Source organism: Burkholderia sp. Bp8963 (assembly GCF_003854275.1).
Lineage (GTDB): Bacteria > Pseudomonadota > Gammaproteobacteria > Burkholderiales > Burkholderiaceae > Burkholderia.
Map to the genome: position 1 here is coordinate 172,038 of NZ_QTQP01000011.1, position 14,047 is coordinate 186,084.

General features: G+C 64.0%; 13 protein-coding genes and 4 pseudogenes. 10 read left to right on the forward strand and 7 right to left on the reverse strand.

Features of this window, described 5'->3' with window-relative positions; all coding sequences use genetic code 11:
• Window positions 1-281: 281 nt before the first annotated feature.
• The 3 genes and pseudogenes from DID96_RS39390 to DID96_RS12220 all read left to right on the forward strand — a co-directional run.
• A pseudogene (locus DID96_RS39390) lies at window positions 282-569 on the forward strand (DUF4942 domain-containing protein); the annotation flags it as partial.
• 359 nt (window positions 570-928) lie between these two features.
• A complete protein-coding gene (locus DID96_RS39535) occupies window positions 929-1,474 on the forward strand; it encodes a helix-turn-helix domain-containing protein (RefSeq protein WP_260463865.1) in 546 nt (181 codons plus the stop codon).
• Window positions 1,467-2,789, forward strand: a complete 1,323-nt coding sequence (locus DID96_RS12220) for a HipA domain-containing protein (RefSeq protein WP_124599572.1) — start codon at window positions 1,467-1,469, stop codon at window positions 2,787-2,789. The genes DID96_RS39535 and DID96_RS12220 overlap by 8 nt, the downstream gene beginning before the upstream one ends.
• Before the next feature lie 249 nt (window positions 2,790-3,038).
• Here the strand turns inward: DID96_RS12220 and DID96_RS12225 are convergent, their stop codons facing one another.
• Complete coding sequence (locus tag DID96_RS12225; RefSeq protein WP_124599573.1) at window positions 3,039-3,419, reverse strand: type II toxin-antitoxin system VapC family toxin; 381 nt, start codon at window positions 3,417-3,419, stop codon at window positions 3,039-3,041.
• Window positions 3,407-3,652: pseudogene (locus DID96_RS12230) on the reverse strand (IS3 family transposase); the annotation flags it as partial. The pseudogene DID96_RS12230 and the gene DID96_RS12225, both read right to left, overlap by 13 nt.
• Here DID96_RS12230 and DID96_RS38855 point away from each other — a divergent pair.
• Window positions 3,641-3,725, forward strand: a pseudogene (locus DID96_RS38855) (site-specific integrase); the annotation flags it as partial. The pseudogenes DID96_RS12230 and DID96_RS38855 sit on opposite strands and share 12 nt — an antisense overlap.
• Here the strand turns inward: DID96_RS38855 and DID96_RS12235 are convergent.
• A pseudogene (locus tag DID96_RS12235) lies at window positions 3,722-3,877 on the reverse strand (type II toxin-antitoxin system ParD family antitoxin); the annotation flags it as partial. The pseudogenes DID96_RS38855 and DID96_RS12235 sit on opposite strands and share 4 nt — an antisense overlap.
• Before the next feature lie 362 nt (window positions 3,878-4,239).
• Here DID96_RS12235 and DID96_RS38860 point away from each other — a divergent pair.
• On the forward strand, window positions 4,240-4,569 hold the full coding sequence (locus tag DID96_RS38860) for a hypothetical protein (protein WP_260463866.1): 330 nt from the start codon (window positions 4,240-4,242) through the stop codon (window positions 4,567-4,569).
• 106 nt (window positions 4,570-4,675) lie between these two features.
• The gene (locus DID96_RS12245) at window positions 4,676-6,778 is read left to right on the forward strand and encodes a hypothetical protein (protein ID WP_124599574.1); all 2,103 of its coding nucleotides are present in this window, start codon (window positions 4,676-4,678) and stop codon (window positions 6,776-6,778) included.
• 94 nt (window positions 6,779-6,872) lie between these two features.
• Here the strand turns inward: DID96_RS12245 and DID96_RS12250 are convergent, their stop codons facing one another.
• The 3 genes from DID96_RS12250 to DID96_RS12260 form a co-directional block, all read right to left on the reverse strand.
• On the reverse strand, window positions 6,873-7,784 hold the full coding sequence (locus DID96_RS12250; RefSeq protein WP_124599575.1) for a hypothetical protein: 912 nt from the start codon (window positions 7,782-7,784) through the stop codon (window positions 6,873-6,875).
• Between the two features lie 179 nt (window positions 7,785-7,963).
• On the reverse strand, window positions 7,964-8,287 hold the full coding sequence (locus tag DID96_RS12255) for a TfoX/Sxy family protein (protein ID WP_124599576.1): 324 nt from the start codon (window positions 8,285-8,287) through the stop codon (window positions 7,964-7,966).
• Window positions 8,288-8,375: 88 nt separating this feature from the next.
• Entirely contained in the window at window positions 8,376-10,079 is a 1,704-nt protein-coding gene (locus tag DID96_RS12260; RefSeq protein WP_124599577.1) for a site-specific integrase, read from the reverse strand.
• Between the two features lie 355 nt (window positions 10,080-10,434).
• On the opposite strand from DID96_RS12260, the gene DID96_RS12265 reads away from it, so the two are divergent.
• Together DID96_RS12265 and DID96_RS12270 are read left to right on the forward strand one after the other, a co-directional pair.
• A complete protein-coding gene (locus tag DID96_RS12265) occupies window positions 10,435-10,740 on the forward strand; it encodes a DUF1778 domain-containing protein (RefSeq protein WP_124599578.1) in 306 nt (101 codons plus the stop codon).
• Window positions 10,737-11,246, forward strand: a complete 510-nt coding sequence (locus DID96_RS12270) for a GNAT family N-acetyltransferase (protein WP_124599579.1) — start codon at window positions 10,737-10,739, stop codon at window positions 11,244-11,246. Before DID96_RS12265 ends, DID96_RS12270 begins: the two co-directional genes overlap by 4 nt.
• A 201-nt stretch (window positions 11,247-11,447) precedes the next feature.
• Here DID96_RS12270 and DID96_RS12275 read toward each other — a convergent pair whose 3' ends face one another.
• Window positions 11,448-11,888, reverse strand: coding sequence for a hypothetical protein (locus DID96_RS12275; protein ID WP_124599580.1), 441 nt, complete (start codon window positions 11,886-11,888; stop codon window positions 11,448-11,450).
• A 140-nt stretch (window positions 11,889-12,028) separates the two neighbouring features.
• Between DID96_RS12275 and DID96_RS12280 the strand changes: the two genes are divergently transcribed.
• Window positions 12,029-12,883, forward strand: coding sequence for a hypothetical protein (locus DID96_RS12280; RefSeq protein ID WP_124599581.1), 855 nt, complete (start codon window positions 12,029-12,031; stop codon window positions 12,881-12,883).
• Window positions 12,884-12,968: 85 nt separating this feature from the next.
• On the forward strand, window positions 12,969-14,047 hold a 1,079-nt coding region (locus DID96_RS12285; protein ID WP_124599582.1), incomplete at its 3' end, for an IS630 family transposase.

Sequence of the window (14,047 nt, forward strand, 5' to 3'; positions counted from 1 at the left end):
GCCTTATGCCGATTCGTATTTCATAACAAATTAGACCACCGGGCGTTCAATGTCATCCTGATTTTTTTGACAGGTCACGGACGCCTACGGACGCGTACGCTCACCCTGCAATGTCGCCCGAAAGCCACGCACAAGGCTTTCGTCATCGCGAATTATTTAAGCACTTAGAACTACACCGACCACGTCAATAAAAAATTGAATTCGCCGAGAGGCCGATTGATGTAACTCATCCAACCCCGCTTCGATCGAAAACGGAGTTTTCATTCCGATTCAATTCGAGCCAAGCCCAACAGCTTGCCAAATTGCGCATCGTGGTTTTCCAAAACTCGTCTTCGATAAAAGCGATAACTTTCGTGGCCGCCCCACCATTACTGGAGAATATGCAAAACGCGACAAGGCCGAAGCCTCAATGGTGCGCATCATCGACATACGCGGTTGGGACTCCCTGCTGTCAGAGTCCGCTTTGCGCACCTTCACGGATGCCAAGGCCCGCGAGCAATGGAGCAACCAGATAAGTACCCGAACTAATGGCTGGCAACATCCGCAAGGCATTTCATTCAGCGAGTGGGAAGCTCCGCTCACTGCGGAGAGGGCATCTTGCCGGCCATGCGCCAAGGTTGCGACCATCGCCAGATTCTGTGCAATCAAACAGTTTTCCCGGATGCAATGTGCTTGGCCCCAGAAAACTGTACGATCAAACGGTTTTTTTCATCAACGTGGCGTGTGACGTCAAAACTCGCTGATCGCACAGTTTTCACTTGATTTTCGCGCCGCAGATGCAATACTGTTTGATCGTACAGTTTTTCATTCTGCCGCCGTGGCGGGCGAAGCGTCCGCGCCGTGACCATCTGGCGCGCTGCTGGGGTCCCTGCGGCTGGAGTTTCCCGACATGCGTTACCCGATCGAACATGCGTCGGACATCGGCGGCGTGATCCGCGCCGCCCGCAAGATCCAGAACCTGCGCCAGGACGACGCGGCCGGCAGCGTCGGCGTCAGCGAATCGTTCATGGTCAAGGCCGAGCGCGGAGCGGACACTGTCCAGTGGGGCAAGCTGTTCCAGATCCTGCAAGGGCTCGGCGTTCGCGTCGTGTTCGACATCCCCGACGTGAGCGACGAACTGCTCCAGCGCCAGTCGGCCAGGGCGAACCATCGCGCGAGCGTCCGCGAACGACGGGCCGCCGAGCGCCTGCTGCTGCGCGTCGACGCGGCTCACACGCAGGACGAAAACGACGACCATCCGCGTGCCATGCCGCTCGCCGATGAGCGCGTGCTGAAGGCCGCCCGGCTGCTGGTCGCCGACGCCGAGGCGTCCGGATCCGCCGCCATCGCCCGGCCCGCAGGCACCGAACACCCGCCGCATCGGCCGGACGCGCCCACGGCAGCGCGTGCGCTGGAAATCGCGCATCGCATCCTGATCGACGCGGAAGCCGCGCGCGCGGCAAGCCGGGACGGCACGGAGACGCCGCATGACTGAGCGTGCCCTCATCGCGTCGATCGACGGCCAGCACATCGGCACGCTGCACGAGGACCGCAACCTGTGGGCGTTCGAATACGCGCGGTCATGGCTCGACGCTCCGTCCCGTTTCGCGCTGAGCCCTCACCTGCCCCTTCAGGCGGACCTCTTGCGCGATGGCGCGACCACGCGTCCGGTCCAGTGGTATTTCGACAACCTGTTGCCCGAGGAGACGGTCCGCGCGCTGCTCGCGAGCGACGCAGGGCTGCCCGACATCAGCGACGCGTTCGCGCTGCTCGCGCACTACGGCCGCGAATCGGCCGGCTCGGTCACGCTGCGCACGCCCGACGATCTCGCGGACGCCGACACGCGGCTGCGGCCGCTCGACGACGCCGAACTCGACGCGCGCATCCGCAATCTGCCGACCGTCCCCCTCACGCACGACGCGCCGAAGAAGATGTCGCTCGCGGGTGCGCAGCACAAGCTTCCGGTCGTGCTGCGCGACGGGCGGCTGTTCGAGCCGAGCGGCCAGGCGATCTCGACGCACATCCTCAAGCCGAATCATCCGCACGCGCACGATTATCCGCACTCCGTCGTCAACGAGTGGTTCGTGATGACGCTCGCGCGCCGCGTCGGTCTCGACGTGCCGGACGTCGAGCGACGCTACGTGCCGGCGCCCGTCTACGTGATCCGCCGCTTCGATCGCGAGGTCACGGCCAACGGCGTCGAGCGGCGGCATGCGATCGACGGCTGCCAGGTGCTCAACCTCGCCGCCATGATGAAATACACGGGCTGGTCGCTCGACGCCCTCGCGGCGCTCGCGAATGCGTGCCGCGCGCCGGCGCCGGCGCGGCTGCGGATCTTCCGGTGGCTCGTGTTCTGCATCGTCGTGGGCAACGGCGATTCGCATCTGAAGAACCTGAGCTTTCTCATCGGCGACAGCGGGATGACGCTGGCGCCGCACTACGACCTGCTGTGCGACGGCGTATACGAAACCGCAACCTACAGCGCGAAGAGCCGGTGGCCCGATCTCGCGGAATTCACGCGGCCGGTCGCCGGCGTGCGGCGCTATGCGGAGTTCACGCGCGACGTGCTCGAGGCCGCCGGCGCGGCGCTCGGGCTTGCGCGCGGCACCGCTATGCGTCACGTCGACGAGTTGCTCCAGCGCATTCCGGCGGAAGCGGACAAGCTGCTGCTCGACGTCGCGCGCGACAACGACGCGATGATCGCGAGCCGCCCCGAACTGACCGCGACGCTCGGTGGCGAAATGCATCTGCTGAGGGCGATCCGCCATATCGTGATTCACGAGATGGTGGCGCGCTTGCGCAGCCGCTGACCTGCTCGATAACAACACGGCCGCCCCCGGCAGAAGAGCGCTGCCAACCAACGTGAACGAATCCACCCGAACCGCCCTCGCCGACCGACTCATCGCGACGCTCGACGGCACGCGTGGCCAACCGCGCTTAGACGCCGCGCCGCCCGACCTGTCCGGCCTCGATGCGCATGTGCTCGGCAAGGTCTGGCCGGCGTTGCGTCGCGCCGTGCGAATCTCGACGCTCACCTCCAAGTTCCGCGAAGTCCTGCCTCAATCCCACGGGTTCAAGATCGTGACGCCTGTTTCGGCAAAGTCGGCCACGTTGCGCGTCACGACCGTCATGCCGTGCACGAGTGCGGTCGCGGCAATGAGCGCGTCACGTTCGGAGCGCCGATCCGGCACATGGAGCCGCGCACAACGCAGCGCGACCGCAGTGTCGATGGGCAGTACGCGCCCCGTGAATTCGGGCAGGACATGCCCGTCAAGCCATGCCCTGAGCAGCGCACCCTGCCCCGGATCGCGGCGCTCGATCTGCAGCACACCGGTTTCCAGCTCCATGATCGTGATGGCTGAAACAAAGAGCGCTGGCGCGTCAACGGTCGCGCTCCAAGCGGCCACATTGGGATCCGCTTTGCCCGCATGGTGCAACATGCCACCGTAATGCCTTCCCGCTTCAACTGCTTCCAGACTTTGTCCGTGCCATGGACCTGCATGTTGGCCTGCCAGACACGCTTGATCTGCGAGCGCAGAAAGTCATCGCGTTTCGCGCGGGCACCGGGCCGCGACGGATCGCGAAGCTGTGCGGCATAACGCCGGTAACCCGACGGGGCAATCCGCAAGACCTTGCAGTTCGGCTCGACCCCGAAGGGGGCCCTGTGTTGGCTGAAAAGCTGCATCGCGCCAGCCCCCACTGGACACGCCATACCCACGCCACAGAAGCGCTCGCCCGCGGCACGCGATTCGAGCAGACGCAGGCCAGCCAGCACGACATCGCTCACCGAGCCATACCGACCAGACTGCACCTGGGCATCGACGAATTCGGTGAAGTGATCACCAAGAAACACGGACGTATTGCGTGCCGTTGATTGACCGCCTCTCCAACGTCGCAACCGTATGCCAACCTTTGGTACCCCACTAAAGCCGCGGCAAAGCTGAAATATCGAAGTCGCCGTTCGCGTCACCGCCAGCACGCCGTTCACACCAAACGTATCGCACCTGAAACGTTTCTTACGTTTCCCAGACGCCACACTGACATTACAGCGACAAATATGCCAACAAATCAATGACTTAATACTGATGGCATGCATATAGCTTACACCTGCCGTACAGGTCGGAAAACTTGTCGTGCGGGCGTCATCACGCTGTAATCATGGCCCGTCGGGAGACAGCCGTTTCGCTTTCGCGACGACCGCCCCGGCCTGTGCAGGAGACCAGTCGTCATTGCCCCGGGATATGCCTGGCGAGCATCGGCATGCATCACGCTTCTGCGACGCCGCTGACGTCATGGCCGTTTGTGCAACGTATTCGACACGCAACGCCGCGTTACGAGGAAATCATGACACCCCGCAGAACCCACCCGCTCCGGCTCGCGTGGCGCACGCTGCTGCCCTGCGCCTGCGCGGGACTGCTCGTTGCCGCCGCACTCGACTCGCCCGCCGCGTTCGGCGCCGGCAAACGCCCCACCGGCCATCACCTGCCAGCGCCTGAGGCCCGGGTGCCAGCCAGGCCGCCGACGATGCCGACCGGCCCGCATCCGGGCGAAACGATGCGCAAGCAGGCCTTCACGCCGAAAAAACTCTAGGCACCGCCTCGCTGCGTTACCCGGGGGAAACGTCCCGTCATCCGATACCCGATGCGTGAGGTCCGTCATGAGCGTAATACGATCACTATTTCGTTTTCCGAATTTTATGGCGCGTGGCATCGTCGCCGCGGCACTCTGCCTGCTGGCCAATCTCGCCCACGCGGTGCCGGCCGACACGCAGATCGACCTCAAGGTGCTGATTCTCACGAGTCAGCAGGCCGGCAACGGTCCGGAACTGCAGATGGCGCAAACGGCGCTCGACCGGATCGGCATCCCGTATGCGGTCTACAGCTACGACACCGCCAATCCGACCTTGCCGCCGCTTGAAACCGGCAATCACGCGCTGTACGAGGGCATCATCCTGCCCGTCAGCGACTACCGCTACATGAACCCGTTCGCCGGCGGCGCGCTCGCGCAGACGCTCGCGCGCTACCAGTTCAAGTACAACGTGCGGCTCGCGAGCCTGTACACGTGGCCGGGCGACTCGGCCTGCCTGCAGTATGCCGGCTACCGCGACACGACCGCTTCGCCGCTGCCTTCGACGCTGACGACATCGGGCGCGGCGCTGTTCCCGTACCTGAACGCCGGCACGAACTCGAGCAATCCGCTGACGGTGCAAAGCGCGTGGGCCTATTTCGCGTCGCCGGCGAGCCCGCTGCCGGCCGGCACGAGCGTCACGCCAGTGCTGCAGGCGAAAGGCACGAACAACGTCACGTATCCGGTCGCCGCAACATGCCTGTTCGCGAACACGACGCCACTTGCCGGCGACAGCACATCGCGGGAAATCCTGTCGCTGATGTTCGACCACAACCCGTTCCTGGTCCATTCGATGACGCTGTCGTACGGGATCGTGAACTGGCTCACGCGCGGGCTGTACCTCGGCAACCGGCACGTGTACCTCGATCCGCAAGTCGACGATGTCGGCATTCCGGACGAACTCTTTCCGTATGCGCAGTCCGACCTCACCGGCCTCTGGTACGACGTGCGCACCGGCGCGACAACGGGCACGAATCCGCCGGGACAATGCCCGCTCGGCAATCCACCGGGATCAGTTGCGTCGTATACGGGCACCACGTCGTGCGAGTACCGCATCACCGGCGCCGATCTCGACAACGTCGTCAAGTGGCAATCGAACGTCAATGGCAAGACCGCCAACGCGGCAGCGCTGAAGCTCTCGTTCGCGTTCAACGGCGCCGGATACGGCACCGCGTATGGCGGCCTCGGCGACTATCCGGGTGTCGGCAACGATACGCTGACAACCGGGGTCCGTTCGAACCAGAGCCGCTTCAAGTGGATCAGCCACACCTACGACCACCTGCTGCTGGATCCGCCGTTCACGACGACGGCCGCGCAGGTCACCGCCGAAATGCAGAACAACCATAACGTCGCACGGCGCTTCGGGTTTTCGGCGTACACGACGCAAGCGCTCGTCACGCCGGAGATTTCCGGGCTCTACAACGCGACGACGCTCGGTGCGCTCGCATCGTTCGGCACGCGGGTGCTCGTGTCGGATTCGTCGAAGCCCACGCCGCCGGTCGGCACGGCCGGCTGTCCGACGAACGACAATGGCGCGCCGTGGCCGCTGCCCGCGTTCAATGCAGGCAAGTACAACTGCGTGAACCAGGCAATCTTCGAAGTGCCGCGCTATGCGACCGCGCTGTTCTACAACGTGACGCAGCCGCAGGAATGGGTCAATGAATACAACTACTTCTACGGCGCAAACGGCATCGATCCGACGAAGTGGGGCTACGACCTGACCTATCCGCAGGTGCTGGACAAGGTGTCGGATACGCTCGTGAGCTACCTGCTCACGTTCGACTTGCGGCCGCTGATGTTCCACCAGTCGAACCTGCGCAGCTACAGCGGCTCGAGCTCGCTGCTCGGCGATCTGCTGAACGCGACGCTGACAAAGTACAACAGGTATTACAAGGGGCTGCCGATCGTCAGTCCATACCTGAGCGACCTTGGCACGCTCGCGCTGCAGCGGGGCGTCTACAACACGTCGAACGTCGTGGCGACGCTCACGCCCGGCAAATCGATCGTGCTGAGCGGCACACGCAGCGACGGGCAATCCGTCGTCGTTCCGGTGACGGGCATCAAATCGGGCACATCGACCGAAAGCTACGGCGGCCAGCCGGTTTCCTATATCACGCTGTTGCCGGCGACAGCGTATACGACGCAGATAACGCCGGCGCCGGCGTGGAAATAACCCTCCGGCGACAACGAGGAGAGTCACGCCCGCAGCAATGCGGGCGTGTTTTTTCAATGGCGTGGACGGTCGGCGAGCCCGAACCGGAATCCCGCTACCGCTGAACCTGCTGACGCTGATATTCCTTGCTCTTCATCTGCAGGTAATCCTGCCGATCAAGTTCGTGCAGTTGCAGCGGATATTGCTCGGTGGCATCGAACCAGCGCGCGAAGCGTTGATCCGGCGACTTGCCGAGCGTCGCCAGATACGCGTCGATCGCAAGGTAGTAGCGCATCGTGTTGCGTTCCAGCAGCCCGCGAACGCCGCCGATGTAATCGGGGCGTACGGAGAGCGCATTGCCGGCGGTTGTGAATCCGACCTTGTCGCGCCCGATCGTCGCCAGATAGGTCTTCATCGCCACGCGGCCGATCGTGCCGAAGCCGTACGAATACGTCAGGTGCAGAAACGTGTGCGTGTCGTCGACAGGCACGGCTTCCAGCGCGATGTGGTAGTCCTTCGTGCTCATCGGGCCCGTGTCGGCGCTGAGATCGACCTGGAAGTAGTCGGGTGTCGACGACGCGACGCGGTAGTGAAACTGCACGCGATAGGTATCCGCGAGCTTCTGCTCGATTTTCCTGCCGATGTTGACGTCGAGCACGGCGCCGCTGTCGCCGGCCGACGCATGGCAATACTTGGTGTTCAGATGCAGGATCAGCACCGCGCACCAGTTGGCCGGGCCCTGCGCCGGGTCGCTGAGCTTGCCGCTGACGACGCTGAACGGATAATCGACCACCGCATAGATGTCGCCTTTGAGCGTCGAGTTCGCTTCCGACGACTCGAGATAGAGCGGACGGCGAAATGGGTTGTGCTGCAATTGCACCGCCAGGCTTTGGTAGCGGTCACGCAGCGTCGCCGCGTCGTTCGCAGCGAACGACAGCGCGCTCCAGAACACACAGCATGCGGCAAGCAACGCCTGCCATGCCGGACGGGCACGCGTCATTCCGCCCGGATGTGCGGATTTTTCCATTCATGAGCTCCGGATTGCCGCGACAATCGCGCGGTCGTTGCGCGTAGGATACGCCTCCTCGTGCGTTTTCCGACGCGCTCGTCACGTCATCGCGTTTGCGCCGCAGCAAAATGCATCGGCAAGTATCGGGGCGATGTCGCATGTGCGATCCGTCGAACGACAGCCGGTCCGCATTGCCGCTATCGCTTGCGTTTCACGGGTACCGGCAATTGTGCGGCGGTCATCCGGATCAGCTGCGACAGCCATTCGTGATCGTCCCACTTCTCGCCGGAAATGACGAAATGCGGCTTGGCCCCCGGATAAGGCGGCGCTTGGTCGCAATCGCCGAGAAACGCGCTGCCCTCGGGCGTCGGCTTGACGAACAGACGATCGTCGCAGACGAGCGCCGCCATTTTGCCGTCGCAATAGATACCGTATTCGCCGAACATCTTCCGCGCGGATACGGTCCCGGCCGCTGCGATCTGCTCGACGATGTAATCTGCGGTGCTCTGGCTGGAAGCCATGTTTTCGGTCCTTGTCGATAGGTGACCGGACAGTATGCAGGCGATCGGGCGATGCCGCCAACAGATCGCGCTACCGCCCCGCGTTGCATCATTTATCGGCCGCGAACGCGTCGGACAACTGCCGTGCACGCTTCACGTCGTCGCCATGCAGGTAGATCGACGTCGTCGAGATCGACGCGTGACGGAGGTTGTCGCGCACGGTGGTCAGTTCGGCGCCACGCGCGAGCGCGTGGGTCGCATGCGTGTGACGCATCCAGTGCGGGCTCGCCTGCCGCAGCTTCGCGGCGAGCGCCGGGTTGTCCGTCTCGACGAGATCGGCCGTCTGCGCGAAGAAGCGCTGCATGACTTTCCAGAGCCGCACGCTGGTGATCGCCGCGGCGCCATCCTCGGCGAGGCTCGGGATCAGCGGCGTCTCCGGGCGCCAGCGGCTCGGCGTGACCGGCAACTGCCGGGCGACCAGGAAGCGGTCGAGCGCCGAGCGCGCGAGCGGCGGCAGCGCGACGCGAGCCGCCTTGCGCCCTTTCCCGACGACCTTGAGCCACGGATCGCCGTGCGCGTCGGTTTCGATGTCGCCGAGCGTCGCGCCGACCAGTTCGCTCGCGCGCAGGCCCGTCGCATAGCCGAAATCCAGGATGAAGCGCAACCGCTGCGCGGCGGCCGGCTCCCAGCCGTACGACAATTCAAGCCCGTTGGCGATGGTTCGCGCGAGCAGCCATTCCCCTTCGGTAAACGCATGCGATGTGTCGAGCACGATCGCGCGGCGCGTGTCGCGCACCTTGACGCCCGCGAACGGGTTCGCAAGCAGATAGCGCTGCTCGATCAGCCAGCGGAACAACGCGCCGAGCACCGACAGCGTGTGGGCGGCCGAGCGCGCGGACAGGCCACCGGAGAACGGACGCCAGTCGGCCGCGTGGCGCGGGCGGACTGGCCCGATCCAGCGTTCCCGCGGCGTCGGGTGACGCAGGAACGCGCGGTACGCGACCGCATCCTCGGTGGTCAGCGACGACAGCGCGCGGCCCCGCTCGACGATTGCCCACAGGATCAGCCGCTCGGCTTCCTTCCGGTAAGCGCGCTGCGTCGACGCCGATTCGTGCAGCGACAGCCACGCCTGGACGGCCGCGTAGTCGTTATCCGCATCGAGCGTGCTGGTCGCGCGAGGCGCGCGGAACGTGCCGGCCGAACCGTCGACCTCGTTCGGCAGCCGCAACTGCTCCCACGGCACGATGCCGCTGCGCTGCGATTCGACGACGAGCGCCCTCGCCCGCTCCGTCAGCGCCGGATGCGTCGCGAAGAACGCCTCGATGCGCCGCGCGCTCGCCGGGCCGAGCCCGGGAATTGCCTTCCACCACTGGCGCCGGCGCGGAATCCGCACGGTGAGATCGGCGAGCGTTGCGATCCCATGCGCGCGCAGCGTGGCAACGGCGCGCGCGGGCAGCCAGTCGCCGATGTCGTCGCTGATCTGCGGCACAGGCGCGCGGGCGTGACGCAATGCTTCGATCGCTTCGCCGACTGCTTTTGCTTCCCGCAAACGCTCACCGTCTGCGTGCGTCAGGACATCGGCAAGATCGAGCCGGCCGACGTCTCGCGCAATCCGTACGAGGCGTCGGCGAATCCCGCCGATCACGCCGCGGGCCGAGCGTCCGTCGCCGATCCGCTCGGGCAGGTAGCGGGCCACCGCCTGACGGATGGCCAGGCCGGCGTACCACGCGCGCAGCGCGGCGAGTTCGTCGGCATCCGGGAAGCCGGCGGGAGCGGAATCGGGGCGAGGGAGCGGTGTCGGGGACGGATGCATGGCTGCCAGTTTGACACAAACAGAGGCGCGGACACTTGGTCGAGTCCCATTTAACTCGATCACGTTGCAGGCGGCACTTTGTGCTGCCGTCCTTTTCGTCGTAACACAGCGTTGGGGCGCGATCTACATTACATTCAGATCATAAAGTTAGATCCCATTTAAAATCGCATGAAACATTTATATAAATTAAAAATGGGGTCCGAATTATTTTACTTTTGTGCTCGACGTTTGCCTTGCAAACAAGTCTTTGAATTACGAATCAGCGCCAGCGCACGTACTGACAATGTCACCCCTGTAATGACATTGTCAGCGCAAATCGGCGTACACTGTGATGACTTTCCCCTGGAGCGCTCTCATGTCCGCTACCCATACCAGTACGCCCAAGCGCGACACCCTTAATCTGCGTATTCAGCCCGACGAGCGCAATCTAATCGATCGCGCGGCGGCCGCACGTGGCCAGAACCGTACCGACTTCATCCTGGCCGCTGCACGGGCCGCCGCCGAGGAAACCTTACTCGAGGCGTCCCTCGTGCGCACCAGCCCGCAGGCGTACGCCGCGTTCATCGCACGCCTCGATGCGCCACCTGCACCCAACTCCCGCCTGGTGCGCACGATGCAAACCCCGGCGCCGTGGGATGGCCCCGCTGAGCCCATCGCATGACGCTACGGACGCCCACACCGTTAACGCTCGAACACGCTCAGGCAGGTTGGCTAGCGGAGTTCGATTCGGGCGAACCCACCCTCGACGACTGGCTCAAGCGCCGTGCGCTGCGTAATCAGGCCAGCGGTGCCTCGCGCACCTTCGTTGTCTGCGATGACCAGCGGGTGGTTGCCTATTACGCGCTCGCCTCCGGTGCCGTTGATGTTGCGGCCGCGCCTGGCCGGTTTCGGCGCAACATGCCCGATCCCGTGCCGGTCGTGATACTCGCGCGGCTCGCGGTGGATCGCCGGTGGCAGGGCCATGGCCTCGGCCGCGGCTTGTTACGCGACGCCGGCCTGCGAATCGCCCAAGCTGCCGACACGATCGGCATTCGCGGCGTGCTCGCGCACGCACTGTCCACGGACGCGCAACGCTTCTACGTGCAGCTTGGATTCGAGCCATCGCCGTTGGATCCGATGACCGTGTTGATCACGCTGGCTGATTTGCGCGCGGCGCTTCTACCCTGATGCGATGTCCCCAAACGCACGCACATACGGATCGCTGGGCCAGCACATAAGATGACCAGAGATCGTCGCAAACCTTGGCCGATAGCGGAAAATTGCGAACGGTGTGTTCCGATCCGCCCGGCAGCGAAGCTATGCGTTACTTCGATTACGGCGGCACCTGAACCCGCAATGTGTCACCTGTGCGGCCAGACATTACGGTGTTTAACGGACCGGGCCCGTCTCAAGAATCTCGAGCCCGTTTTCGGCACACCATTGCCTCAGCGCTCTTTCGACAGCATCCGCTTCAAATGAATACCAAAGCTCGAGAACGCCTTCGCGCTCAAGCAATTCCTTGAAGCGCGAGTAGGCGCATTGCCGTCGGAAAAATCCTTCGACTTGGTCGTAACACGCAGGCAATTCTTGCGCGACAAACCGCAAGGCGAGATTTCTCCCAAGATCGAGCTCGCTCTTATGCGGTATCGCAAGGTAGCGATCCGAAGTTTCAAGGTCGTCCGGAATCTCCTCGTCGAACGCGTCGTTAGAATCAGAAGTCCAATAGACCTTGCCGGTATCGAGTGAGACATACGCGTTATGCTCCATTGGCGCCGCGAAGCTAACGAAGTCGAAAGCCATAGAAAGATCGTCATGTTTGACTGCGACCATGGCTCTACTCCCAAAGGTTGTAACGTTCAAGCGGCCAAGTCGGCGTCCCGGCCTATGGCTGGGGTTGGCCGTCCCCAAAAGCTCGGCGCCAATGGGCGATCGATTGCCCCGACGCAGCCCATGCCGATGAAGGTCGCCTCATGGTGATCGTCCAGGCCTGCAGCGCCTTGAACGTCGCATTTGCACCGGGCGTTTTCGCGCGTCGCGGCTTCGATGTAGCGATCGATGGCAAACGTGGCTCATGGGTACAATCAGGCAACCAACATTGGGGACGATGTTATGCAACAACGAACACGCGCGCCAGCGGCCTTGCCCGTTACGAGATGCGGTTCCGATTGGTGAAGCGATGGACGCTGTCGCGTTCCAGCGAAGAACGTTGCACCGAGATTGAGAATTTGTCGCGCAGCGTCACCGAAACCTTGGATTTTGTCGCGTTCCAGCGAAGAATGTCAGATGTCGAGCAACTTGGCTCCGCGCACGAGCATGTCGCGTTCGCGCTGCTCCCGACTGGCCGTGCGGTAGTGCTCGAGCGCCGCATGCGCGTGCGCCAGCTTGTCCTCGAGGGACTGGCGAAACCCCGCGTGCTCCGTGAGCCGCTCGGCCTGGTCGCTGAGCTGCTGGTTCACGCGTTCGAGCGCCAGCGCGCGCTGCTGCACCACCTCGCGCGTGGCCCGCTCGCGTGCCAGCGCCGCAGCGGTGTCCGCCAATTGCGTGCGCAGCGCAGCGAGCTCGTCGGCGAGCTTTGCGCGCTCGGCCAGCGCCTGTTGCCGCTCCGCTGCGGCCGCCGCGGCCTGCTGGTCGACGAGCGCCTGGGCTTCCTCATGCAGTCGCGCCGCCAGGCGCGCGACGAGATCCTGGATCGCCTCCGACAGCGACGCCGCGCGCGTCAGCGCGCCGCCCGCAGCCCCTGCGCGCGCAGCGCGTCGCGGGCACGCTGCACATCCAGGCGGGTGAGACCGGCCAGAGCCATCATCTCTGCATGGTCGAGAACTTAGCTCCTATTGGTCTTCATGGCGACCAGGCTAGTACAACATCCCGCAAATAGGTTGAATAATTAACCGCCTCGGTTATCATGTGCGAATGAGCCGAGGCCGCCATGCAACGCCAGTGAAGCTGGCGCATAAAGAACGACAGGAACTGCGATCGCTGATCGAGCGGAAGACGGCCACGCAGCGAGACGTGATGCGGGCGCGGATCGCGTTGTGGGCCCACGAGGGTCACTCCAATACGGTGATTGCGCGGGAGCTGGGTGTCTCGGTGCAAACGGTCTGCCTGTGGCGCAAGCGCATTGCCCGGCAAGGTGCCCAAGGTATTCGCGAAGGCGAGCGCAGTGGCCGTCCACCACGCATCACACACGAAGCGCGACTGCAGTTGATTGCGCTGGCGTGTGAAGCCCAGGAACCTGAGGGGCGGGTCACGCCGACGCTCGACGAGATTGCGGCGCGTGCCGTGGAGCGCGGTGTCGTCGAGCAAATCAGCCGCAGTCACGTGCAGCGCATTCTGCAGGCCGGCGACGTACGCCCGCACCGGGTCCAGCAATGGCTGCACAGTCCAGACCCGGCCTTTCGCGAGAAGGTCAACGTGATTTGCAAGCTATACCGCAAGGCGCCGCGAAACGCGGTGGTGCTGAGCATCGACGAGAAGACCGGCATTCAGGCCATCGAGCGCAAGCACCCGGGACGGGCGCCCGCCTCAGGACGGCTGCGCCGCCGAGAATTCGAATACATTCGCCACGGCACCCAGGCGTTGATTGCCGCGCTGGATGTGCATTCCGGCAAGGTACTGGCAGAGTGCCGTGAGCGGCGCACCCAGAACGATCTGGTAGCCTTCATGGAGCGCGTGGCAACCGCGTACCCGGACAAGCAGGTGCACGTGGTGTGGGACAACCTGAACACGCACCGCGCCCAAGCCGTCTGGCAGGCGTTCAATGCGCGGCATGGCAAGCGGTTTCACTTCCACTTCACGCCATTGCACGCGAGCTGGGTCAATCAGATCGAACTCTGGTTCGCCCGCTACACCCGCCGCGTGCTGCGCCATGCCAGCCACACCAGCACCGCGCACCTGCGCGAGCGCACCGAGCAGTTCGTCGGCGAGCACAATCAGGTCGCCCGCCCCTTCAAATGGAGTTTCCGGGGCTATCCGCTGCAAGGCGATGCTTC

Bases quoted from the DNA above. Each gene is read 5' to 3' on its own strand.
- DID96_RS12260 (WP_124599577.1), bottom strand. From the start codon at position 10,079: ATGCATCCGTCCCCGACACCGCTCCCTCGCCCCGATTCCGCTCCCGCC.
- DID96_RS12280 (WP_124599581.1), top strand. From the start codon at position 12,029: ATGGTGATCGTCCAGGCCTGCAGCGCCTTGAACGTCGCATTTGCACCG.
- DID96_RS12245 (WP_124599574.1), top strand. From the start codon at position 4,676: ATGGCGCGTGGCATCGTCGCCGCGGCACTCTGCCTGCTGGCCAATCTC.
- DID96_RS38860 (WP_260463866.1), top strand. From the start codon at position 4,240: ATGCATCACGCTTCTGCGACGCCGCTGACGTCATGGCCGTTTGTGCAA.
- DID96_RS12250 (WP_124599575.1), bottom strand. From the start codon at position 7,784: ATGGAAAAATCCGCACATCCGGGCGGAATGACGCGTGCCCGTCCGGCA.
- DID96_RS12220 (WP_124599572.1), top strand. From the start codon at position 1,467: ATGACTGAGCGTGCCCTCATCGCGTCGATCGACGGCCAGCACATCGGC.
- DID96_RS12255 (WP_124599576.1), bottom strand. From the start codon at position 8,287: ATGGCTTCCAGCCAGAGCACCGCAGATTACATCGTCGAGCAGATCGCA.
- DID96_RS12265 (WP_124599578.1), top strand. From the start codon at position 10,435: ATGTCCGCTACCCATACCAGTACGCCCAAGCGCGACACCCTTAATCTG.
- DID96_RS12275 (WP_124599580.1), bottom strand. From the start codon at position 11,888: ATGGTCGCAGTCAAACATGACGATCTTTCTATGGCTTTCGACTTCGTT.
- DID96_RS12270 (WP_124599579.1), top strand. From the start codon at position 10,737: ATGACGCTACGGACGCCCACACCGTTAACGCTCGAACACGCTCAGGCA.
- DID96_RS12225 (WP_124599573.1), bottom strand. From the start codon at position 3,419: ATGTTGCACCATGCGGGCAAAGCGGATCCCAATGTGGCCGCTTGGAGC.